Annotated in this window: 20 protein-coding genes; 8 read left to right on the top strand and 12 right to left on the bottom strand. The window is 52.5% G+C overall.

What is annotated here, in order from left to right:
* The first annotated feature begins 43 nt into the window (after positions 1–43).
* The 3 genes from KGP16_RS12895 (at position 44) to KGP16_RS12885 (ending at position 2,959) form a co-directional block, all read left to right on the top strand.
* Positions 44–604, top strand: a complete 561-nt coding sequence (locus tag KGP16_RS12895; protein ID WP_021804453.1) for a DUF2975 domain-containing protein — start codon at positions 44–46, stop codon at positions 602–604.
* Between the two features lie 12 nt (positions 605–616).
* Entirely contained in the window at positions 617–847 is a 231-nt protein-coding gene (locus KGP16_RS12890; RefSeq protein WP_021804454.1) for a helix-turn-helix transcriptional regulator, read from the top strand.
* Positions 848–1,231: 384 nt separating this feature from the next.
* Positions 1,232–2,959, top strand: a complete 1,728-nt coding sequence (locus KGP16_RS12885) for an ABC-F family ATP-binding cassette domain-containing protein (RefSeq protein ID WP_223501442.1) — start codon at positions 1,232–1,234, stop codon at positions 2,957–2,959.
* Positions 2,960–3,918: 959 nt separating this feature from the next.
* Here the strand turns inward: KGP16_RS12885 and KGP16_RS12880 are convergent.
* Both KGP16_RS12880 and KGP16_RS12875 read right to left on the bottom strand, forming a co-directional pair.
* The gene (locus KGP16_RS12880) at positions 3,919–5,397 is read right to left on the bottom strand and encodes an alpha/beta hydrolase (RefSeq protein WP_218519379.1); all 1,479 of its coding nucleotides are present in this window, start codon (positions 5,395–5,397) and stop codon (positions 3,919–3,921) included.
* A 261-nt stretch (positions 5,398–5,658) separates the two neighbouring features.
* Positions 5,659–6,204, bottom strand: coding sequence for an Ail/Lom family outer membrane beta-barrel protein (locus KGP16_RS12875; RefSeq protein ID WP_115158493.1), 546 nt, complete (start codon positions 6,202–6,204; stop codon positions 5,659–5,661).
* A gap of 465 nt (positions 6,205–6,669) precedes the next feature.
* Here KGP16_RS12875 and fusA point away from each other — a divergent pair, with 465 nt between their 5' ends.
* Positions 6,670–8,775, top strand: coding sequence for an elongation factor G (fusA, locus tag KGP16_RS12870; RefSeq protein ID WP_021804459.1), 2,106 nt, complete (start codon positions 6,670–6,672; stop codon positions 8,773–8,775).
* Between the two features lie 70 nt (positions 8,776–8,845).
* Here fusA and KGP16_RS12865 read toward each other — a convergent pair whose 3' ends face one another.
* The 5 genes from KGP16_RS12865 to KGP16_RS12845 form a co-directional block, all read right to left on the bottom strand.
* Positions 8,846–9,811: a DMT family transporter gene (locus tag KGP16_RS12865; RefSeq protein WP_223499486.1), complete on the bottom strand. Its 966-nt coding sequence runs from the start codon at positions 9,809–9,811 to the stop codon at positions 8,846–8,848.
* A 107-nt stretch (positions 9,812–9,918) separates the two neighbouring features.
* Complete coding sequence (locus KGP16_RS12860; RefSeq protein WP_179251546.1) at positions 9,919–10,743, bottom strand: AraC family transcriptional regulator; 825 nt, start codon at positions 10,741–10,743, stop codon at positions 9,919–9,921.
* A 118-nt stretch (positions 10,744–10,861) separates the two neighbouring features.
* Positions 10,862–11,779 (bottom strand): alpha/beta hydrolase, encoded by a 918-nt coding sequence (locus tag KGP16_RS12855; RefSeq protein WP_094981743.1) that lies wholly within the window; start codon positions 11,777–11,779, stop codon positions 10,862–10,864.
* On the bottom strand, positions 11,766–12,665 hold the full coding sequence (locus KGP16_RS12850; protein WP_223501440.1) for an alpha/beta fold hydrolase: 900 nt from the start codon (positions 12,663–12,665) through the stop codon (positions 11,766–11,768). The genes KGP16_RS12855 and KGP16_RS12850 overlap by 14 nt, the downstream gene beginning before the upstream one ends.
* Positions 12,666–12,680: 15 nt before the next feature.
* Complete coding sequence (locus KGP16_RS12845; protein ID WP_223501438.1) at positions 12,681–13,736, bottom strand: sugar phosphate isomerase/epimerase; 1,056 nt, start codon at positions 13,734–13,736, stop codon at positions 12,681–12,683.
* Between the two features lie 138 nt (positions 13,737–13,874).
* On the opposite strand from KGP16_RS12845, the gene KGP16_RS12840 reads away from it, so the two are divergent.
* From KGP16_RS12840 to nudI, 4 genes are all read left to right on the top strand, one after another.
* The gene (locus KGP16_RS12840; protein WP_021804465.1) at positions 13,875–14,471 is read left to right on the top strand and encodes a TetR/AcrR family transcriptional regulator; all 597 of its coding nucleotides are present in this window, start codon (positions 13,875–13,877) and stop codon (positions 14,469–14,471) included.
* Positions 14,472–14,559: 88 nt separating this feature from the next.
* Positions 14,560–14,907 carry a helix-turn-helix transcriptional regulator gene (locus tag KGP16_RS12835; protein ID WP_223501436.1) on the top strand — a complete coding sequence of 116 codons (348 nt, stop codon included), beginning with the start codon at positions 14,560–14,562 and terminating at the stop codon, positions 14,905–14,907.
* 4 nt (positions 14,908–14,911) lie between these two features.
* Positions 14,912–15,445 carry an SRPBCC family protein gene (locus tag KGP16_RS12830; RefSeq protein WP_021178011.1) on the top strand — a complete coding sequence of 178 codons (534 nt, stop codon included), beginning with the start codon at positions 14,912–14,914 and terminating at the stop codon, positions 15,443–15,445.
* Between the two features lie 123 nt (positions 15,446–15,568).
* Positions 15,569–15,997: a nucleoside triphosphatase NudI gene (gene nudI / locus KGP16_RS12825; RefSeq protein ID WP_021178012.1), complete on the top strand. Its 429-nt coding sequence runs from the start codon at positions 15,569–15,571 to the stop codon at positions 15,995–15,997.
* A 281-nt stretch (positions 15,998–16,278) separates the two neighbouring features.
* Here the strand turns inward: nudI and KGP16_RS12820 are convergent, their stop codons facing one another.
* From KGP16_RS12820 to ompC, 5 genes are all read right to left on the bottom strand, one after another.
* Positions 16,279–17,538 carry a NupC/NupG family nucleoside CNT transporter gene (locus KGP16_RS12820; RefSeq protein ID WP_179251543.1) on the bottom strand — a complete coding sequence of 420 codons (1,260 nt, stop codon included), beginning with the start codon at positions 17,536–17,538 and terminating at the stop codon, positions 16,279–16,281.
* A gap of 115 nt (positions 17,539–17,653) precedes the next feature.
* A complete protein-coding gene (locus KGP16_RS12815) occupies positions 17,654–18,592 on the bottom strand; it encodes a pseudouridine-5'-phosphate glycosidase (protein ID WP_179251542.1) in 939 nt (312 codons plus the stop codon).
* A complete protein-coding gene (locus KGP16_RS12810) occupies positions 18,577–19,680 on the bottom strand; it encodes a PfkB family carbohydrate kinase (protein WP_115158483.1) in 1,104 nt (367 codons plus the stop codon). The genes KGP16_RS12815 and KGP16_RS12810 overlap by 16 nt, the downstream gene beginning before the upstream one ends.
* Before the next feature lie 410 nt (positions 19,681–20,090).
* On the bottom strand, positions 20,091–22,253 hold the full coding sequence (gene dcp / locus KGP16_RS12805) for a peptidyl-dipeptidase Dcp (protein WP_223501435.1): 2,163 nt from the start codon (positions 22,251–22,253) through the stop codon (positions 20,091–20,093).
* A 202-nt stretch (positions 22,254–22,455) separates the two neighbouring features.
* The gene (ompC, locus tag KGP16_RS12800; protein ID WP_179251539.1) at positions 22,456–23,583 is read right to left on the bottom strand and encodes a porin OmpC; all 1,128 of its coding nucleotides are present in this window, start codon (positions 23,581–23,583) and stop codon (positions 22,456–22,458) included.
* Between the last annotated feature and the right edge of the window lie 125 nt (positions 23,584–23,708).

Below are 23,708 nucleotides of genomic sequence, written 5' to 3'. Positions count from 1 at the left end.
GATTAAAGTCACTGCGATTTCCATTCAACGACTTGAGGTTTTTATGACATTAGATCGCCTTACCCGCTTCAGCCAACGTATGGCCACCATCACATTGTGCTTGTTACTCGCCATGTTGCTGTTTAATGCTTCCTATTGGTTATTCCCAAGCCTCGCTGCTAATGATGGCTACGGATTTCATGTTTCCATCTCAAACGATTTAATCAGCGCCTTGGGTGTTGATTTATACCTCTTCCCCTGGTGGCAAATTGCCGGTGGCATTATCTTTTCGAGCGTGCCGCTGCTGGCACTGGCACTCGGGTTGTATCATTTACGCAAGCTGTTCCAAACCTATGCTCAACGTGCCTATTTTTCAGGTACAGCGGCGCACCATTTGGGGAAAATGGGTCAATATGTCGCCCTTTGGACGATTTTGGAGTTATTGTGCCAGCCCGTTCTCAGCTATTGGATAACCATGCATGAGCCTGTTGGCCAACGGATGGTGACATTAGGGATCGATACAGGGAATATTGTTGCCCTGTTTCTCGCGGCCTGTATTGCCGTCATTGCACAAATCCTGAAACAGGCCAGCAAGTTGCATTATGAAAATCAACAGTTCGTATGAGGTTAACCCATTATGTCGATCATCGTCCGGCTAGACGTGTTGTTAGCCACACGCAAAGTCAAATCCAAAGACCTGGCCGCCGCAGCCGGCATCACCGAACAAAACCTCTCGCTGTTAAAGCAAGGCAAGGTGAAAGGGATACGTTTTGCTACGCTGGATGCTATCTGCCGCTATCTTGATTGCCAGCCTGGGGACGTGCTGGAACATATTCAGGACCCAGAAATCTACGCAGAAGATGAGTGATCGGCCCAAAACGTAACCCAACCCATTGTTTCACCAAGCGGGCGTAGCATGCAGCGCCCTACCTACTGAGCCGGTGGAGATCTGTTAGTCGTCTCAAACTAACAGGTAGGCCAGTAGCAGAAACCACCAATCCCCTTTATAATCCATTCACCTATCAACCTATAATAATGAAAAGGAGGTCCCCAATGCTGTCTTGTGAATTGTTTATACTTTCACATCACCTTGGTGATCGTCGCTGCTCAAGCATTACCGGTATCGTGCTCCGATAACCTAAGCTTGAGCGAAGTTTACTCACATCAAAGTTCTTCCCTCCGGCTTACCGGGTTATCGTCGGCAATTTTTTGACGATAGGCATCTGCATGCCTGTAACCTTGAGTAAGCACCATGACGACTTTACTTTCTGCACAATCTGTTGGTATTGATACCGCTTTCGGCCCGCTGCTGGCTGAGGTTTCCTTTAGCCTGAAAAAGGGCGACCGCATCGGTTTAATTGGCCATAACGGCTGTGGCAAAAGCACCCTGCTTAAAATTCTCAGTGGCGATCTGCCTGCCAGCGCGGGTACTGTCACCCCATCACACCATTGCCTGATGGCTCGGGTTGAACAACACCTGCCCGAAGCCTTGTATCACTGCACTCTGTTGGAGGCAGTGCTCACAGGCCTGGCTGATGGGCAACACCAGCCTGAACGTTGGCAAGGAGAAGTGTTACTCGCTGAACTGGGATTCGACCGAACAGCATGGGATCTGACGGCCGGCACCCTGAGCGGTGGCCAGCATACCCGCTTGTTATTAGCCCGGGCGCTGATCCGCCAACCTGATTTGCTGCTACTGGATGAACCCAGCAACCATCTGGATCTGCCGACGCTACTGTGGCTGGAGCAATTCCTCAATGGCTGGAACGGTAGCTTCGTGCTGGTTTCCCACGACGGCCGGTTACTGGACAGCGTAACCAACTGTACTTGGATCCTGCGTGACAAAACGCTGCAGTATTTCCGTTTGCCTTGTTCGCAGGCGCGCATCGCCCTCCAAGAGCAGGACTTGGCTGATGAGCACCGCCATCAGGCTGAACAAAAGGAAATTGATCGCGTAGAGAAAAGTGCCAAACGCCTGGCTGTCTGGGGCCAGGTGTATGACAACGAAGATCTCTCGCGTAAAGCCAAGCAGATGGAAAAACAGGTGGTTCGATTAAAAGACCAGCAAACCACCTTGAGCACAGGCAACCAGTGGCGGCTCCGGCTCAGTGGTGAAGCACTGCCTGCCGATCGACTGCTGGCGTTGGAGCAATTAGCCATTCGCCCTGCTCCCACCGCGCCGGTGCTGTTCAGTCTGGATCATCTCCAGGTAAAAAGTGGCGACCGCATCGCGTTAGTAGGCCGTAATGGCTGTGGTAAGTCTTCATTGCTGCACTTCCTTTGGCAGCAATACCAGCAAGCAAGCTGCCAAGGGTCGATATTTCACCCTCGCGTGCGTATAGGTTATTACGACCAGAGTCTGCAACAGCTCAACGATGAGGACTCGTTAAGCGATGCTCTGTGCCACTTCGCGTCCCTGACCGAAGATCAACGGAAGATGGCGCTGATCGGTGCCGGTTTCCCTTACCTGCGCCATCAACAGAAAGTGTCTACGCTGAGCGGTGGCGAGCGTTCGCGGTTACTGTTTGTTGCGCTTACTCTGGCCAACTACTCACTGTTGCTGCTCGACGAACCGACCAACCATCTGGATATGGAAGGTAAAGAAGAGCTGGCCGCAACGTTGCAACAGTTTGCGGGAGCCGTGCTGCTGGTCACCCACGATCGGACGCTGATGGAGCAAAGCTGTAATCGCTACTGGCTGATAGACGATCGCCAACTGAGAGAATGGCACGATCTTTCATCCATCTATACCACCCTGGGTGGTGTCGGTAATGCTGAGCTGGTGATATCCCCTGAACACGAGCTGGTCGCTGAACCGGCGATATCGACCAATGAAGATCACCTGCTGGCGACTCTGGTTACTCTGGAACACAAACTTGAGGAGGATTTAACGCGTAAACCCAAACATCAAAAGCCGCTGTTGCAGCAGCAATGGCGGCGCGAGATCGCGGAGATTAATGGCAAACTTGGGTTGATTTAACCCAACTATGCGCGCGACTAGCGTATGAACCAAATTGAGTTCGGTCATCTGCTGGTCGCGCCATCCATGAGTCTTTTATCCAGACTCATGGAGTGTTAACAAATCACGATGGGGTTGATCATCAACGACATCTTGATGGAAAAATTCAGATAAATCGTAAGGCCTCCCCTCTACCTGCTTTTAACTAGGAATAAACTCAGAAAGCTCACTGTTATCCAAGAATAATCCCACTTAATATATTAGGATTATTCTTGATTTTGTTGTTGTGCATTATTTATTGCAATAAAGCAGGTTGGAAAAATATTTTTTATCGACAAACCCATGTAAATTATTAATCGATTTCAGTATGCAGCCCTCTAAGATCGCGATGTTCGAGCACAACGCAAAACACCAACTAATTGATTTTAAATAAATATTTATTTTATTTATTATGTTATCCTGAGCATGTATTTATTCATCACCTAAGCGTATCTAATTAAAAAACAGATCGATAAAATATCGTATATAACAGCAAAGTTTAATTCACGTATTTAAAACTTTATGTTACGCTCTATCCTATAACAGTACCAACCTAATAATAGATATCCAGATACCCTTCACCTAGGAAGCCACACTTCATGGAGAACTGTACATTGACCAGTGTCAGAGAGTTTATATATAGAAAGCATGACGGCGATATTAAGACATTCGCACAATTGCACAGAACCAGTGTCTACAAAGTTAATGAGTGGATCCGCCGGGATGCGCACATCATTAACGGGAAAATCTGTATCCCTACCAGACATTCAGCCTGATCCTTTACTTCATCAGGGGGGCAGAATAACCTTAGTAAAAATCGCAGTCCTGCCCCTACTGACATAACTTAGTATTTCCCTCCCAGAATGTAGTTTTAGAACGCTACTGAGTCGTGTTTCTGTCAGCCTCGTGGAGGCACATATCATTACCCAAAGAACCCACGCTCAACGGCAGGTTTTATCCCGTCGTGGCTTTTTTGGACTCAACAGATAATCTATTACTGCATCATCCACACAGCTGTCTACGCCCGTCAACGCCAGCGTATGGCCATCCCCTTCGCGGGTAATCAGCGGGCTTTTAAAACTCGAAGCCATTTCACGGGCATTACGATATGGCGTAACCGGGTCATAGCGCTGGGTAACGAACAACAACGGCGGGAGAGCGGTAGAAAGTACTGGAGCATGGGGTTGTTCCAGATGGCCAGGATATGGCCAGAAATCACAGGTCTCGAGTGGATACTCATGCAGCGGTAAGTAATTGGGAAACGAGGCTGCTGTATTGATTTGTTGGCGCTGCCGGCGTAATAGTTGCTGGTCGGCATCAGGCTTCGCCATATCTGCACAGGTGATCACCATTCGCGCATCATCAGCGTCTGGGGTATAGCTTTCGTCGATAAGATCGGTCACTGCATCATCGGCTTTGCCCTCATCAATTTTACGCAAGGCGGTGGCCAGTTCTGGCCAACGTTCCCGCCAGGGCAACAGGTTACGCGTCAGTGTGATCACGTCATCGGCAGAGATTTCATAACCCGACGAAGTAACGAAAGGAGCATCGTGCAATTTGCGCAGCATCCTGTGGTACCGCTGGATCGCCCAGTTAGGTTCGCTGGTTAAAGGACATGAGCCATTTTTCTCACAGTCGTCGGCAAAACGCAGGAAGCTTTGCTGATAACCCCGCTCCTGATTGATGCGTTGGTTAAAGTCATCTTCTTTCAGGTTCACTACGCCATCGAGCACCAACGCGCGGGTTTTCTTGGGGAAGCGCTCGGCATACAACTCCGCGACCTTGGTACCGTAAGAATACGCCACGGCGGTCAACGCGGGTTCACCCAACGCCCGGCGAACGGTATCAAGATCGTTAACAGCTTCGTGGGTGCCCATATGTTGCACCACGTCGGCTCCAGTCTGCTTGATGCAGGCCGCCACCCTATCCCGTGCCTGTTGCTCTGCACCAGGAATATCGTTTTCATCGGGTGACGGTGTTTCCTCACTGGCTGTTGGTTGGCAAGAAATTTTGGGTGTCGATTTCCCCACGCCGCGCGGATCATAGCCAATGATGTCGTAAGATTTTTGCAACCGCCAGGCGGGACCCTGCTCGGCAATTTTTGGATTGAGCCCTGGCGAGCCAGGTCCATCCGCGATGATCACCACACTGCCTTTTCTTGGGCCTACCGCAGGTAACCTCGTGAGAGCCAGCCGAACGGTTTGTGCTGCATTCTGGTCACTCAGTGGCGCGTCGACATAGCCACATTGTAACCCGGCCGGAGGCGGGCCATCGCTGAACCAGTGCTGAAAGGCGATGCTGTTGCAGGGTTGCCATTGAATGGTACCTGGTGCAGTGCCGGTTGGTTTGACCAAAGGCTTGGCATAGGCTGGCAGTTGGAGCACCACGGCCAGCAAAAACAGAACACGAAACGCAGACATGACGAGTCCTTTCAGCAAACGGTTATTCTGGATTTTAACGTCGATACATTAAACCGCCTGCCAACAGATCATGGAAGGGGTATCGAGGGAACCGTATACCAAGCGGCAAGAAAGGGTCATTGAAAAAGAACGCATTTGAAGGAGGATAAAACCGGAACCGACGCGGGTAGCGGCGGCTCCGAGGTTTCGAGAAGGCCAGACCATTTTTACCGACAGTAATGGCGTAGCACTGCCCCCTCAAAACCCTTTAGGGCATTTCTATCAGAAACGATAGCCAGCACCAACGGTCCAGGTACCGACTTTAAAATCACCCAGTTTTGAATACTCGTAATGAGCATCAAGAGCAATATTAGGGGTGACGTTAAACTGTAAGCCAGCACCGTAAGCAACGCTGGTCTTGCTTTCGTCGGTGTTAGAAGAGTAACCCCGCATAGAGATATTGGATGTCGCCTTGCCGTGGCCAAAACCGATTAAGCCGTAGGCGCTGATATAGTCATTAAAGCGATAAGCTGGGCCTGCAGTCAGTGAGTAATATTTTAAATCACCATCGCCCACTTTGTTACTGCCATAATAGAAATCATACGACTGCGTGGTGTAGGTGAATGAAGTGATAAAACCTAAATTGTTATCAATTTCATAGCGATACTTTAGGTTAAAACCCTTTGGGTTCTCATTCAGGTTGTTGCCATCAACCTTCACGTGACTCTGAGCGTAACCTAAAGAAATGGTGCTTTCACCTGCAGCCTGAACGCCGAAAGACAACGCCATTGCGCCAGCCAGAAGTACTGATAAATATGTTTTTTGCATGTTAATCTCTTAATCCATGAGTCAATAAAATTCGCTCTGCAATAAAATAATGTGCTATTTGAGCGAATTCGGAATTTAACCATGAAGTTTGTGGGATGTCTCGATCTACTTCACATAAATATCAATTCCTCTACAGAAAAATTGATAGCAACAAGCAAGTCAGATTGTTTTTTAGGCATCCTGAACGTTATTTATATGGCTTGCTGGAAATTTCTTGTGTGACCGTTCAGTTTGCCCCCTTTCACACCCTAGCAAGTGCCATCCGCAGAACAACCTTGTGACCTGTAGTATTTGATTTTTAAACGACCTATCACAGTCATAGGTTAATAAAGTCAATACCATCAGCTACGATTACTCTGAGGCCGTAGAACATGGTTGATCATGGCCTGGCTGATAACCCATTGAGGGATATCATTTTACGTAAACAGTTAAAGCCGTACGCCACAAGGCTAAGAAAGGTTGATTATGGCACGCACTACCCCCATCGAACGCTACCGCAATATCGGCATCTCGGCGCACATTGATGCCGGCAAAACCACGACGACCGAGCGGATTCTGTTTTACACCGGGGTCAGTCACAAGCTGGGCGAAGTCCACGACGGCGCCGCTACCATGGACTGGATGGCGCAGGAACAGGAGCGCGGGATCACCATTACTTCCGCCGCCACTACCTGCTTCTGGAACGGCATGGAGCATAATTATCCTCAGCACCGGATCAATATCATCGATACCCCCGGGCACGTCGATTTCACCATTGAGGTGGAACGTTCGATGCGCGTGCTGGACGGTGCCGTGATGGTGTATGACTCGGTCGGCGGCGTGCAACCGCAATCTGAAACCGTGTGGCGTCAGGCTAATAAGTACAAGGTGCCACGGTTGGCCTTCGTCAACAAAATGGACCGCACGGGCGCGGACTTTTTCCGCGTGCGCAATATGATGATCGAGCGCCTGAAGGCCAATCCGGTGCCGGTCGTGATCCCCATCGGTGCAGAAGACCATTTTGCTGGCGTCGTGGATTTGATCCGCATGCAGGCCATCTTTTGGGATGAAGCGACTCAGGGTATGACCTACCGCTTCGAGGCGATCCCAGCAGAGATGCTCGAGCAGGCCCAAGAGTGGCGCGACAAGATGATTGAAGCTGCGGCGGAAGGCTCCGAAGCGCTGATGGACAAATACCTCAATCAGGTCGAATTAACCAATGAGGAAATCGTTCAGGGGTTGCGCGCCCGCACCGTTGCCGGTGAGATCCAGCCAATGCTGTGCGGTTCGGCATTCCGCAACAAGGGGATCCAGCGCATGCTGGACGCGGTGATCGAACTTATGCCCTCTCCGCTGGATGTACCGCCGATGGAAGGCCATGACGAACGCGATAACATTATCACCCGTAAGGCCGATGATAATGAAAAATTCTCGGCGCTGGCATTCAAGCTGATGACCGACCCGTTCGTTGGCCAGTTGACCTTCGTGCGCGTCTATTCCGGCATCGTGGCCAAAGGCGATAGCGTCTATAACCCGGTAAAAGGCAAAAAAGAGCGTATTGGCCGTATCGTGCAAATGCACGCCAACGATCGTAAAGAAGTTGATGAGCTGCACGCTGGGGATATTGCCGCCTGTGTGGGCCTGAAGGATGTGACCACCGGCGATACGCTATGCGACCCCAATGCCATTATCACGTTGGAACGCATGGTGTTTCCAGAGCCGGTTATCGCGCAGGCCATCGAGCCAAAAACCAAGGCCGACCAGGAGAAAATGGGGATTGCACTGCAACGCCTGACTTCGGAAGATCCTTCGCTTCGCGTACGCACCGATGAAGACTCCGGCCAGACCATTATCTATGGCATGGGTGAATTGCACCTTGAGATCATAGTCGACCGGATGCGGCGCGAGTTTGGCGTTGAAACCAACACCGGCAAACCGCAGGTCTCTTACCGCGAAACCATCCGCCAGAAAGTGACCGACGTAGAAGGCAAATTTGTGCGTCAGTCCGGCGGTAAAGGCCAATATGGCCACGTGGTGTTGACGGTGGAACCCAATGAGCCCGGTAAAGGCTTTGAGTTCTTTGATGAGATCAAAGGCGGCGTGATCCCCGGTGAATATATTCCGGCGGTAAAAAAAGGCCTTCTGGAGGCGCTGAATAATGGCGTGCTGGCGGGTTATCAGATGGTCGATGTCAAAGTACATCTGACCTTTGGTTCCTACCACGATGTGGACTCCTCCGAGCAGGCATTCCGTATGGCGGCTATCTTTGGGTTTAAGGAGGCCTGTCGCCTGGCCAGCCCGGTGATCCTCGAGCCGATCATGGCGGTAGAAGTGGAAACGCCGGAGGATTACGCGGGTAACGTGATGGGCGATCTGTCGTCACGACGCGGAATGGTGCAAGGGATGGAGGATATCCCCGGTGGCGGAGGCAAAGAGATCCATGCCAAGGTGCCGCTGTCTGAGATGTTCGGTTATTCCACCACCCTGCGCTCCATGTCGCAAGGCCGTGCCACCTACACCATGGAGTTCAGCCACTACGCAGAAGCTCCACGCAATGTGGCCGAAGAGATTATCCACCACAGCAAACGTTAAATGATAACGGCTACGGGGAAACCCGTAGCCTCATATTTTGACGAGCGCAGCATGCGGCGCCCCTAAGCCTTTAACGTGTCTCCTCTAACGCAACCACCATCGGTTCGAGTTTGATGCGCATGGCGTAAATCACCCCAACCGTCAGGCAGGCAATACCGCATAGCGTCAGCAGTGGTGGCCAGCTATGGCGCAGCATAAAGGTATAGGCCAATCCTGCCAGGATCTCGAACACGATCAGCGGCCCAAGCAGCACCGTCGGTAAACGCTGGCTCGCTTCGTTCCAACACAACGTACCTAACCAAGAACACAAGACGCCAATAGCAATCATCAACGGGATAAACACCTGTGGCCGGGGGCCAAACGGCAGCGCGAACTGCGGCTGTGTCAGCGCCAATTGTCCGCAAACCAGCAAATAGCCCACCAACGCCAAAGGTAAGGTCACAATCCCCTGCGCCGTGGCCCAGGTCGTGGGCCGTTTATCTGGGTTATCACGTAACCAACGCGCGTTACGCAGAGGGAACCAGGTCCAACACGCCACCGCTAACAGTGCTAATCCCAAGCCGCTAGTATAACGCCAGACATCAATAGGCTCGCTATTCCCCTGCAGTTCCGCAACGTTGACCAGCACCAGCCCGAGGGCAATCACCAGCAAGGCCGGAGTCAATCTTCGCCAGGAGAGACGGCCGTCGTGATGGCCATAAAACAGATTGGCGGCGACCGATATCACCACCGGTAGCGTGCCGATAATCATGGTTGATACCGGCGCTCCGGTACGTTGGATCGCACTGGCCAGGCACAAGTAATACAGTAGATTGCCGATTGCGGTCAGTTTTAACGCCTCTAGCCAATCTTTTGCCAGCAACTGACGCAGGCGGCGACGATCCAGCCAGGCCAACGGCAGCACGACAAGCCCAAAAGCCAGATAGCGCCCGGTGGACTGCAACGCGGCTGGATAGTCCGGCACCAATACCGGGCCAATAAAGATCAGGCCCCACATCAACCCGGCAATAAGAGCAAACATCACACCGACAAACATAGTGACACCATCATCAAAAGCAGTTCTCAAGTGGTGTCAGGATAAAGGGACGTGGAGGCAGAATATTGTATCAGGTTGCTGTTTTACGCCCGTTTTCGCGGCAGAAGTTAACGCATCACCTGCTTTTGGTAGCGCGCAGGCGTGACACCGTAACGATTAACCAGCGCTTTGGTAAGATGTGCCTGATCGCTTAACCCCACAGCTACGGCCACCTGGGCCGCCGGCATTCCCCGCCCGAGCATCTGCTTGGCCTTTTCGAGCCGGATCGCCATCAGCATCTGATGTGGGGTGACATGGAATTGCGCTTTGAATTTACGTTGGAAATGATACGGGCTGAGCGAGACCAGCGCCGCCAGATCGCTCAACGTAATAGGTAAAGCAAAGTTATCCCGCAGATACTCCTTAACTATCACCATACGGTGAGCGGCTTCATTCTGCTGCGGCTGAGCAATACGAGCATGAGGGCGCAAAATATCAACGACGGACAGCAGTAAACTATCGAGCGCCAACGTGTCCCGGGTTTGCCATAACGCCGCCAGCGTTTGCGAAAGCCGCTTGGCCGCCACTGCATCATGGTGGATCACGTCGTTGAACCAACAGCCCTTCTCACCGGAAATCCGCTCCAGCGCCGCAGGCTCCAGATAGATCATCCGATAGTTCCAACCGCCTGCCGTTTCCGCTTCACCGGTATGCAGCTCGTCCGGATTCATCAGCACCAAGGCACCCGGAGCGGCTAAATGCTGTGCCCCACGGTAGCGAAAGCGCTCCGCTCCGGCTTCCACCGTGCCGATGCCAAACGCATCATGGGCGTGTGGCTCAAACGCATAGCGATCGATATGGGCCTGATAAAGCTCCACGCCCGGCAACTGCGGCAAATGCCGAAACTGGGCGCGATCTTTCTCAAACGGAAACTGTTCTGGCACACCTTGCACTTCCCTGGCTCCTGTTACGTTTTAAGGTTGGCATACGCCGGGCTGATAATGACTCGGCAACACTAGGTTTATCATTTTAATACCACGTTGTCCCGCCTTCCCTGGCGGTCAGCAAGAACTAAGGCAATTTCTCCAGCACAGTAAATAAAACCTGGGCAGCCGGGGTTAAGCCGGTCATATGCATACAAGCGTGCACCATCCCAGGTAAACGCTGGCAATTCACCTTAACGCCGGCTTGTTGCAATCGCTGTGCATAGCGCTCACCTTCATCCCGCAGCGGATCGTATTCACACACCAGGATCGTCGCTGGTGGTAAGCCCGCCAGCGTTGACGCATACCAAGGAGAAGCGTAAGGCTCGCGAGCGTCGGTATCCTGCCCTAGGTAATTGGCCCAGCACCACCCCATGATCTCCCGCGTCAGGTAGAAACCTTCACCATATGCGGCAAAGCTGGGCATGGCCATCTCGCTATCCAATGCAGGGTAAAGCAGGTATTGGTGTTCTACGGCTGGCCCTGAACGATCCCTGGTCATCAGAGCTGCCGCAGCCGCCAGGTTGCCCCCCGCACTATCCCCGCCAAGCGCAATTTGCAGAGGGTCAATGCCGATTTGCGCTGCTTGTTCCGAGGCCCAACATAGCGCCTGATAAACGTCATACAACGGCGTCGGGAAAGGATATTCCGGTGCCAGGCGATAGTCGACAGACAGGATCACTCGCCCAGTGGCATTGGCCAACGCGCGGCAAGGTCCATCGTAAACGTCAAGCGAGCCCAGACACCATCCGCCACCGTGAGCGAACACCATCGCCGGAAGCGGCCTATCCTCTGGCGCATTTAGGGGAATATAACCTCGCACGCTAATAGTTTGCCCGCCGCCAACCGGGAGGTGGAACGCCATTATTTTTTTGACGGGCTGGGGGGCCCCCTGCAAGCGCTGTAACCCAACTGCCGTTTGCGCACGTAGCTCTTCCAGTGAGGATGGTGCGGGCGCATCGGCCTGTTGCTGCAAAAATAGCGCGATCTGCTTATCCAGCGGCATGGACTTTACCCTTCTGTAAAAAAGGCAGGATCAGGGCGATAAATTCCTCGTGGCACTCCTCGGTAATGAAATGCCCACAGCCAGGCACCACTTCCCCTTGGAGTTGACGAGCCTTGCCCTCCAAGGTAAGGAAGGGGGCATCGCGTGTTGCATGTTCTGCGCCAATCGTCATCACCGGCATCGTTAGAGGCGTTTTAGCCCGCTGTTGGTTTTGTCGAATGGTCTCAGGAATGCCCCGATAATAATCAAAACCGGCCCGCAAGCTACCAGGCACCGAGTAAGCCGCGATGTAGGTATCTGCAGCGACTCGATCGCGCCGGTAAGACCAGCGGTTGAAAATGTACCCCAGATACTCAGCCTCTCGGCCAGTGGTCAGGGCTTCGGGCAGGTCGGTTAACTGGTTAAACATAAAATGCCACAGGAAGATGTTGTCCTCGGCAGGAACAAAGATCGGCGGTGCTTCTGCCAAACCGGGGATCACCGCTTCGGTCAGCACCAGCCTGCTAACCGCCTGAGGGTAATCGCTGGCCAACGCATAACCCAACCACATGCCAATATCATGGCCGATCACCGCATAGCGCTGATGCCCCAGCTGCATCATGACCTGATGGAGTTTTTCGGCAACGCTGCCGGTGTCATAGGCTCCAAGAGGTTTGTCCGAGTCTCCTATACCAGGAGGATCTACAGCAATAGCCTGAAAGCCCGCATTGGCAAGCGCCTGCATGACGTAACGCCAGGTGTACCAGGTTTGTGGCCAGCCAGGGATCAGCAGCACCGGTTGCCCACTTCCGGCGATGGCGCAGTGAATACGGTGGCCGTTGATTTTAATATAGACGTGTTCGGCCTCGAGCCCATTGGATAATGGCCCGTGAGTCAGCATAGTCATAAGGTGCTCCAGAGGTTAGCGAATGCCCAGCAAGGCGTTGATTTGTTGTTGGTTGACCGGCGCACCGGCAAAGTCATCGAACACTTTATTCGTGACCGGAATAATATGATTGCGGATAAACGCGGCGCCTTCTTCGGCCCCGGTTTGTGGATGCTTCAGGCAGCATTCCCATTCGAGCGTGGCCCAGCCGGCATAATCGTACTGCGTCAGTTTGGAGAAGATGCCTTTAAAGTCCACCTGCCCATCCCCTAATGAACGGAATCGCCCTGCACGATCCGCCCAGGACTGATAGCCGCCGTAAATCCCCTGCCGACCACTTGGATTGAATTCTGCATCCTTAACGTGAAACATATGGATGTGATCTTTATAGATATCGATAAATTCCAGATAGTTGAGCTGTTGCAGCACGAAATGGCTGGGATCGAACAGCATTTGGCAGCGTGGATGAGCCGCAACGCGCTGATGGAACATTTCAAAGGTAATGCCATCATGCAGATCTTCGCTGGGGTGGATCTCATAACACAGGTTGATGCCCTGCTCATCACAGGCGTCGAGCACCGGTAACCACCGTTTGGCCAGCTCATCGAAGGCCGTTTCAATCAGCCCTGCTGGCCGTTGCGGAAATGGAAACAGGTAGGGCCAAGCCAACGAACCGGAGAAGGTGCCCATTTCAGTCAGGCCTAAGCGGGCCGATGCTTTTGCCGCCAACAGCAGGTTTTGTTTGGCCCAAAGCGTTCGCCCTAGCGGATCGCCACGCAGCCCCTCCGGTACAAAGCTATCGCATAGCGCATCATAAGCTGGATGCACTGCCATCAGTTGGCCAAAAATATGCGTGGTCAATTCGCTGATCACCAGGCCGTGCTGCGCCAGCATGCCGGTGATGTCATCGCAATAGCTTTGACTTTCCGCCGCCGTTTTCACATCAAACAAACGGCTATCCCACGCGGGGATCTGCATAGCTTTAAAGCCGGTCTCTTTTGCCCAGGCGGCAATCGCTGGCAGGCTGTTGAACGGGGGAGCAGCATCACTAAATTGGGCTAGGTGCAGGCTGGGGCCTTTTATCGTTTTCATCGTCTTTCCTATTGTTTGTCGATTGACAAACAATAGACTTAAATCCAATCATCGGCAAGAGGATTTTGAAATTCGTTGGCGTTATCCGCCATTTAAGCGATCCTGTAGCCCGCGGATAAATCACCGGAGAAGATGACGATGGCAGGCAGACCCAGAGAGTTCGATCGTGAACAGGCCCTATTACAAGCACGGAACCTGTTTTGGCGGCAGGGATTTGAAGGCACCTCGATGTCCGACCTGGTGGCCGAACTGGGCATTGCTTCGGCACGGATCTACAAGGCCTTTGGTTCGAAAGAGCTACTGTTTCGTGAAGCGATAGCACACTACGAAGCCCACGAAGGCGGCTTTGCCGAGCGCGCTTTCGAAGAAAAGGCCAGTGTGCGTGAAGCCATCAAACAGATGCTGCTCGACGCCGTTGCCCTCTACAGCCACGGTGAATTTCCCCAAGGATGCATGGTGGTTTCATCTGCGGTCAGCGTCAGTGAAGATAATCAGGGCGTCATGCGCTGGTTGATGGAGCATCGCCAACAACGCACCCAAGGCATTATCGACAGATTACAGGCTGCGATTCAGGCTGGTGAACTGCCCGCCAACACCGATACAGAAAGCCTTGGCGATTATTTTGCGGCGTTCCTGCATGGCTTGTCCGTTCAGGCTCGGGATGGTGTGAGCCGTGCCCGGCTGGAAAAAGCGGTGAAAGTCGCCCTTACTATGCTCGATCGTCCCCCGGCGTAAAGTCATACCCACACTTTTAATGTGACAAGATTAAAAAATATTCAACGAACCAGTTGAGTATTGACGCTGACGTTCTATATTTAACCATATGGTTAAATTATCTTCCTCACCGCTGGACGCCATTTTCCACGCACTGGCCGACCCGACAAGGCGCGCCATTCTGCGCACATTGGCCGAAGGCGAACACAGCATCGGTGAACTGGCGGCGCCGTTCGAGATGTCGTTTGCCGGAGCTTCCAAGCATATCAAAGCGCTGGAGCTTGCCGGGCTGGTGCAACGCACCGTGCAGGGAAGAAACCATATCTGCCGGCTCGATCCCGAGCCAATGGTGCAGGCCATGCAGTGGCTGCAAACCTACGAACATTTCTGGAATGAGCGGCTGGACGCGCTAGAACAAGCGCTGCTGCAGGCCGACTCGCATCCTCCGACGGAGTGAACCCATGAACGACTACGGTATGATTATTGAAACCGGTACGCTGCGGATCCAGCGGCTGCTGCCCGGCCCGCTCAAACGCGTCTGGGCCTACCTGATCGAATCGGATAAACGTGCCAGCTGGCTGGCCGCCGGTGAGATGCCCATGCAGGTCGGGGCCAAGATCGAGCTGCTGTTCTGCAATGCCGATTTGGCCGGTGTGGATGAAAAACCGCCGGCAAAATACAAATCCTGTGCTGGTAAAATTGCCCAGATGGGTCATATCACCTGCATTCTGCCACCACGCCTGGTGAGCTTTACCTGGGCAGAAACAGGGGAAGCCCGCCCTTCTGAAGTCACTATTGAACTGACCGAGCAAGAGGATAAGGTGCTGTTGACCCTTACCCATCGCCGCCTGGCCAACCGCGAGACCCTGCTCAGCGTCGCCAGCGGCTGGCACACCCATCTGGATCTGCTGGCCGATCGCCTGCTGGAGCGGACACCAAGCCCGTTCTGGGCCTCAATGAGCCGGTTGGAAGACGAGTACCGGGCCAAACTGTAAGCCAGCGGGATGAGGATCGCGGTTCTCATCCCCGTTAACGCTCATGAGAATTAACAACTCCCACCTGCTGACTGGCGTATAATGCGTTGCACCACTATGATGCCCTTGAAACATGGAGTTACGATGCGTCAACGTATTATTGTTTGCCCGTTAATTGAAAACGATAACGCCTATCTGCTATGCAAAATGGCGGCCCATAAAGGGGTTTTCCCCGGCCAGTGGGCGCTATCCGGCGGTGGTACCGAGCCAGGAGAAACCATCGAGCAGGCGTTGCGTCGTGAAGTCAGTGAAGAATTGGGTAGCGATCTGGTGCTGGACCGCATTCAACCCTGGACGTTTCGTGACGACGTGCGGGTGAAAACCTATGCAGACGGCAGCAAAGAGCAAATCTATATGATTTACCTGATTTTTGACTGCCACGCGGCCAACCGCACCATCACGCTTAACGATGAGTTTGAAGAATATGCCTGGGTGCGGAAGGAAGAACTGGCCAGTTACGATCTGAACGAGGCGACCCGATTCACGCTGCGCCAACGTGGGCTGCTGGAGTAGTGATACCCCTCACCCTAACCCTCTCCCAAAGGGAGAGGGAACCGATCGAGTGCGTTGATTGTCTTGAGTAATACCTAAAACGTTAATTGTCTTGTGTTGTGGTCTAGCAATATCGAATACCGATTAAGGTTTTTTACGCCACAGGCCTTTCTGTTTTTTATTCCCTACTTTCCGAAGCAGCACAACCTCATCAAAAAAGCCGGGCAGCTCCCTCGCCCTACGGGAGAGGGTTGGGGTGAGGGGCAATCGGGGACGGATTAGCCTGCAATTGCCCCAGTTCTTCAAATCCCCCCTAACCCGATAAACAGCCCGGCAATGGTAGCGCTCATCAGGTTGGACAGCGTCGCCGCCAACAGGGCCCGGAACCCTAACTGGGCAATTTCCGAGGCCCTTTCCGGTACCACCGCACTGAATGCCCCCACTACCACGGCAATCGAACCAAAATTGGCAAAACCGCACAGTGCAAACGAAATCACCGCGATGGTTTTCGGATCGAGCAGCATTGCGCTTTCTTTCAGGTAAGGAGAGAAGCTGAGATAGGCGACAAACTCGTTAATCGCCAGCTTCTGGCCAATCAGCCCCCCAGCCAGATCGGCATGTTCCCAGCTCACGCCCATGATGTAGGCTAACGGAGCAAACAGATAGCCCAGCAGACTTTGCAGGCTGACGCTTTCAACGCCAAACAGGCCGCCCACGCCGCCGATGATGCCGTTGATCAACGCGATCAGCGCAACGAAGGCCATCACGACCGTGGCAACACCCACCGCAATCTTCAGCCCCAACATCGCGCCGTTGGCTGCTGCTTCGATAATGCTGGCTGGCCGTTTATCACTGAATGACATTTCGCTGAACTCAACACGGGAAGGCTCCGTCGCCGGGCTGAGCAAACGGGCAAACAGGATCCCCCCCGGGATAGCCATCAGGGAAGCTGCCAACAGATACTCAATGGGGACGCCCAAACCGGCATAACCGACCAGCATCGAACCGGCAATCGAGGCCATACCGCTACAGATCACCGTGAACAGTTCATTGCGGTTCATGTTTTTAACAAACGGCTTCAATACCGCAGGCAGCTCATTTTGCCCCAGAAAAATGGTGGTAACGGCGGCAAAGGACTCCACCTTGCTGATATTCATAAGGCGCTGAAAGACATAGCCAAGAATATTGATCACCCATCTCATTACTCCAAGATAATATAAAATAGAAATCAATGAGGTGATAAAGATGATGGCAGGTAGCACGTGAAAAGCGAACACAAAACCTGCCCCATCGAAAAGCTCATTCATTTTCGGCCCTACCAGGCCGCCAAAAATAAATGCGCTCCCCGCATCGCTGTACGAAATCACGCGATTGACGCCGCTGGCAATGGTGTTAATTAACCATTTACCTGCAGGGACATACAACATAATAGCGCCAAGCAATACCTGAAGTAACAATGCCGCACCGACCGTACGCAAACTTATTTTTCTTTTATTGACTGAAAACACAAAGCCAATGAATAACAGGATCGACATACCTGCCAGACTGCGCAACAACTCCATAAGGCCCCCTTCTATTTTGTTTACTTCCTTCTTTACTCGGCAAACGGCAATAGCCTGCCGCCTGCCGAGGCAGAAGTGATTTATCAAGGACAAACGTAGAGTGCTAATTTAAGCGTTAAGCGCAATTTAGCTGATAATGACCCGCGATCTTGGCCGCCAGCTCAGCATTATTAAACACCAGCTGAATATTGGCCTGCAGGCTGTCGCCGCCGGTCAATTCAGCGACTCTGGCCAGCAGGAATGGTGTACTCTCCTTGCCGGACACCCCCTGTTCCACCGATTCCTGAACCGCCTGCTCAATGGCCTGGTTGATCTTTTCTTCAGGCATGGCGTACTGCTCTGGGATTGGGTTGGCAATCACCATTCCGCCCTGCAAGCCAGCCGCCCACTTGGCGGCCATTGCCCGGGCGATTTCCTGCGGCGTATCCAGGCGTACGCTAACGGAGTAAGGGCTGGTACGACTGAAAAATGCGGGCAGGCTATCGGTGCCGTACCCCACCAAAGGCACGCCGTGGGTTTCCAGATATTCGGTGGTTAAACCGAGATCCAGAATTGATTTGGCACCGGCGCAAATCACCGCCACGTTGGTTTGTGCCAATTCCTGTAAATCGGCAGAAATATCAAACGTCTGCTGCGCGCCACGGTGCACACCGCCAATCCCGCCGGTGGCAAATACGCTGATCCCGGCCAGTTCGGCAATGATCATGGTAGAAGCCACGGTGGTTGCGCCGTTTTTGCCACTGGCAATCACAAACGGCAAGTCGCGGCGGCTCACTTTGGCGACCCGGTGCCCTTCGCGGCCCAGCGCTTCTATCTCATCATGGGATAGCCCCGCCTTCATGCGCCCATTGATCACCGCAATGGTCGCTGGCACCGCCCCGTTGGCACGGATCTTTTCCTCTACCTGCAAGGCGGTTTCAACGTTCTGCGGGTAAGGCATGCCGTGGGAAATAATCGTCGATTCCAACGCCACCACCGGCCGATTTTCGGCCAGAGCAAGCGCCACTTCAGGAGCGATATCCAGATATTGATGGGTGATTAGGCTATTTTGCATGATTGTAATTCCAAAAGTTTTTGAACGCTGCCTTGCGACAGGTTCGGGTTATTGGTGAACTCAGAGGCCAGGGTCATTGCCGAACAGCCCTGGGCAAAACGGATACTGTGATCGAGTGGGAAATCCTCCAGCCAGCAGCTCACCAGCCCCGCCATCATGGCATCCCCGGCTCCGGTGACGTTGACAACCTGAGTCGGCAGCGGTGCCGACCAACCGTGCTGGCCATCTACTTCGCTGAAATAAACGCCGTGGCTCCCCATACTCAGCGCCAAACGCTGAACTCCTTGCTGGTGAAACCATTGGGCCACCGCCGGTGCGTCGCTAGTCTGGGCTATTTTCATCCCGCTGAGGATTTCCGCCTCAATCCGATTCGGCTTCAACGTATGGATATGCGATAGCCAGTTTTTGATTTTTGGCGCTTTAAAAGCGGAAACCGTATCGACAAATACCGGCACATTACCGGCATTGGTAAATAACCAGGCCAGCGCGTCTTCCGTCAGGTTGCAGTCCAGCACCAATACGCCACAGTGCTGAATTAACTCTTTGGAATGGGATAACAGCGCCGGGGTCAATTTTTCCAGGATGCGCATATCGTTGATAGCGACCAGCATTTCACCACTGCCATCCAGCAACGAAACGTAGGTCGAGGTATTCTCACCATGCAGTCGGTGGCAATTATCCACGTTGACGCCCGCCAGTTTTGCCTGTTCCAATAGCGTCGTGCCGTAGAAATCGTCACCAACCACGGAAACCAGGTGGCATTCGGCCCCTAATAACGCAATGTTCTGTGATATATTTCGCCCAACCCCGCCTGGGGTACATTTTATTTTCCCTGGATTGGAGTCTTCATAAACCAACTGCGTATTGGCATAACCACAAACGTCCATGTTTACCGAGCCAACGGTGACCACATAACGATGTTCGGAGAGAATATAGCCTTTACCTTTAATATAACCTTTATTCATCAAATTCATGATGTGGCCTGCCACACCAGAACGGCTAATACCCAGAATATCGGCGATTTCGTGTTGTTGAATCAACGGGTCCCGCCGAAGGAGTTGCAGTATCTGTTTTTCCCGGTTGGTCATAATTAACACTTGTTTGTTTTTGAACAGGTGTTTGTTTTAAATCGGAACCCGACAACAGTAAAGCGGCAACTATCGGAGTTGAGATTATGATCGTAACTTGTCGCCGCACCGTTTTCAGCGGTTAATCTGTGACGTTAATCATATTAATCCAGGCGTTAAACACCTTTCCTTATGGTTTTTATACCAGGGGGAAATTTTATGCTGAAGATAAACTCATTAAAACAATAGGATGGATTTCGCGGTTATTTAAACCAACACGTGTTGGTAGCCCTGTTAATTACAAGGATTAATCTCACTACGGTTAATTTCGGTTACACAGAAAAACGATCGGCCTCACACAATTCTCTTTCATGGCATCGATTATAGCCATCCGAGAGCAGTCACCTGCCCTCGGAGAGCGTTAAACGTAGTTACTTATCCTTCAGCCCGCGGTTGATCAGCATCGGTTCAATACTCGGCTCCTGCCCACGCCATTTAACGTACAGCTTTTCCAAATCCTGGCTGTTGCCCTGTGACAACACCTGCTCACGGAAACGCTGGCCATTCTCTGCCGTTAATCCGCCGTTATCGCTGAACCATTGGAAGGCGTCATCTGCCAACATCTCCGTCCACAGATAGGCGTAATAACCGGCCGCATAGCCGTTGCCCCAGATATGCTGGAAATAGCTGGAGCGATAGCGTGGTGGCACATAGCTGAGGTCGATCTTGTCCTGGCGCAGCGATGCGGCCTCGAACTTGTCCACGTCCTGCTGCGGCTGATCGGCGCAGAGCATATGCCAATGCATATCCAGCAGCGCGGCGGCCAACAGTTCGGTCATGGCGTAACCCTTGTTGAACTTGTCGGCCTTGTTGATTTTATCGACCAACGCCTGCGGCATCGCTTCACCCGTTTGGTAGTGCTTGGCAAAGTGGGCAAATACCTGCGGATCGCTGGCCCAGTGCTCGTTAAACTGCGACGGGAACTCGACAAAATCGCGGGCAGTGTTGGTACCGGACAGGCTTGGATATTGCTGATCGGCAAACATGCCGTGCAGCGCATGGCCAAACTCGTGGAACATGGTGATTACGTCATCATAGGACAGCAACGCTGGTTGGCCCGATGCGGGTTTGGTGAAGTTGGAGACGTTGTAAATCACCGGCTTGGTGCCGTTGAGTTTGGACTGCTCAACGAAGTTGCTCATCCAGGCGCCGCCGCCCTTGTTGTCTCGCTTAAAGAAATCGGTGTAGAACAGCGCCAGAGACTGGCCGTCTTTATCAAATACCTCGTATACCCGCACGTCAGGATGATAAACCGGGATATCTTTACGTTCTTTAAAGCTGATGCCGTACAGCAAATTGGCGGCATAGAATACGCCGTTATGCAGCACGTTGTTCATCTCAAAGTAAGGCTTGATCTGTGATTCATCCAGATCGTACTTCTCTTTACGCACCTGCTCGGCATAGAACTGCCAATCCCAGGCGGCCAGCTGAAAACCGCCGTTTTGCCGATCGATCACTGCCTGAATGTCTTTGGCCTCACGCTCTGCCCGGGCCGTAGCGGCAGGCACGATATTACGCATAAACGCCAACGCCGCATCCGGGGTTTTCGCCATCTGATTTTGCAACTTCCAGGCGGCATAGTTCGGGAAGCCCAGCAGTTTGGCCTGCTCGGCACGCACTTTAGCTAACCGCGCCAGGGTTTGACGGGTATCGTTGGCGTCATTTTTTTCTGCGCGGTTGATCGAAGCTTTGAACAACTTTTGGCGAGTATCGCGATCTTGCAGGTTTTGCAAATCAGGCTGTTGCGTGGTGTTCTGCAATACCAACAGCCATTGCTTATCCAGCTTGCGTTCACTGGCCGCCTGCGCTGCTGCCGCCAACTCGCCCTCTGAAAGCCCGGCCAGCAGGTTTTTATCACCTATCGCCAACGCGCCGTTTTTGCTGGCAGCCAGTAATTTATTGGTGAACTGGGTACTCAGCGTCGCCGCTTCCTGGTTCAACGCTTTCAGTTGGGTTTTATCCGCTTCAGAAAGATTGGCCCCGGCCAGCACATAGTTCTTGTAGGTAACCTCTACCAGCCGCAAGGACTCGGGGTCCAAGTTGAGGCTATCACGCCGATCGTAAATCGCCTTGATGCGCGCAAACAGTTTGCTGTTGAGCATGATGGCATCGTCTAACGCCGCCAGCTTCGGTGAGGTTTCTTCATCCAGCTTTTGCAGTGTGTCGCTGGTGTTGGCGGAGGTCATCGCGCCGAACACGTTCATGGTGCGCGTCAGCAGTGCGCCACTTTTTTCCAGCGCCACGAAGGTATTGTCAAACGTAGGCTCAGCCGGGTTATTGGCGATCTTTTCGACTTCTGCCAGTTTCTGCTGGATACCGGCGGCAATGGCCGGGGCATAATCGCTTTCGCTGATGACATCAAAACGAGGGGCCTGGAATGACAACTGACTGGCGGCAAAGAACGGGTTTTCTCCCTGCTTATCCTGTTTAACTTCTCCGGCCACTTTCGCCTCCTTTGTCTGGGTATGGGTTTCTGCCAGCGCGGGCATGCTTAACGCAACGCCGGTCGCCAGTACCAGGGTTGATAAACGCATCAAATTGAAACTCCTCCATGTCTTAATCCAGGGACGCTGCGTCCACTTGGATAGAAGCTGCAAATTCAGCAACATAGCCTAGCTTAGGCTCAGATGGTCGTTTGAGCAAAAAAAACTGGAAATGGCTAAACAGGCTAGCAGGGGAAAGAATAAAGAAAAAACGCGGCCAGAAGGCCGCGTTAGCTGACTTATTTCGCTGTCATCAGAACTGATAAACCAGGCCGACAGCAACCACGTCGTCGGTATTGATACCGGCCGATTTGGTGAAGTCGTTTTCATCCAACAGGTTGATTTTATAATCCACATAGGTGGACATGTTTTTGTTGAGGTAATAGGTCGTACCCAAGTCAACAAACTTGACCAGGTTTTCACTGCCGTAGGTATTGCCGTTGGCCGCTTGCCCCAGATTCTTGCCGTTGGTTTGGTTATAACCTACAAATGGGCGCAGGCCAAAATCAAACAGATAGTGTGCATAAGCCTCAAAACTTTGCGCTTTATTGGCGTAGCCATAAGCCTCACTGTTTGAGCTACCGAAGCGCGCTGCATTATAGGACTGGGTAAACATGACGGCTACATAGGTACTGCTGTCGTCATATTTCAGGCCGCCAGAATAACCTTCCGCATGGTCACCACGCCCCATGATGCCGCTATATGCGCCACCGCCATTTTGCTCGCTGGTACGTTTGGAATTAAAGAAGGCACCCGCGGCACTAATGCCATAGCCAATATCATAATTCACCGACATACCATAGCCATCACCATTCTGACCCAGAACGTCGCGACCATTATTAGTTTCTTCCGCACTGCCGTTTTTACCCTGGTATTGCACAGCAAAATGCAGGCCATCAACCAGGCCAAAGAAGTCGTTGTTACGATAGGTTGCCAGACCGTTTGAGCGTTGGAACATGAACTGGTCGGCACCATAGGTGGAACCGTCAAATTCCGGCTGCATGTCGGTATAAGCCGCCACGTCATACAAGACACCATTGTTACGGCCATAGTCGAATGAGCCATAATCAACGGCCTTCAGCCCTGCAAAACCATAACGGGTGAAGGCATTGTTTTCGCTTTCCGGGGTATTGACGTTGACCTGGTATTCCCACGTGCCATAGCCGGTGAGCCGATCGTTAATCTGCGTTTCACCACGCAGCCCCATACGCATGTAGGACTGGTCGCCATCAACGCTATTGTTATCAGAGAAATAGTGCAGGCCATCGACTAAACCGTACAAATCCAGTTTATTTCCGTCTTTGTTGTAGATTTCAGCGGCGCCTGCGCTGCCAACCATCAGCAAAGCAGGCACCATCAGAGAGAGTACTCGAAGTTTCATCGTGATTATCCTCTATTATTATGTCGTGCTATAGCCACTGCTGTTACGAGCATGATTAGCTCGTGGGTCTATTACCGTTTTAATGGCGGTAATGATATTAATTTATACCGCCATGCCTTGAATGC

The organism is Serratia sp. JSRIV006 (assembly GCF_019968685.1).
In the GTDB taxonomy this organism is placed as follows: domain Bacteria; phylum Pseudomonadota; class Gammaproteobacteria; order Enterobacterales; family Enterobacteriaceae; genus Chania; species Chania fonticola_B.
Note: the sequence above shows the minus strand (reverse complement) of the source record. Positions and strands in the feature narration are given on the sequence as shown.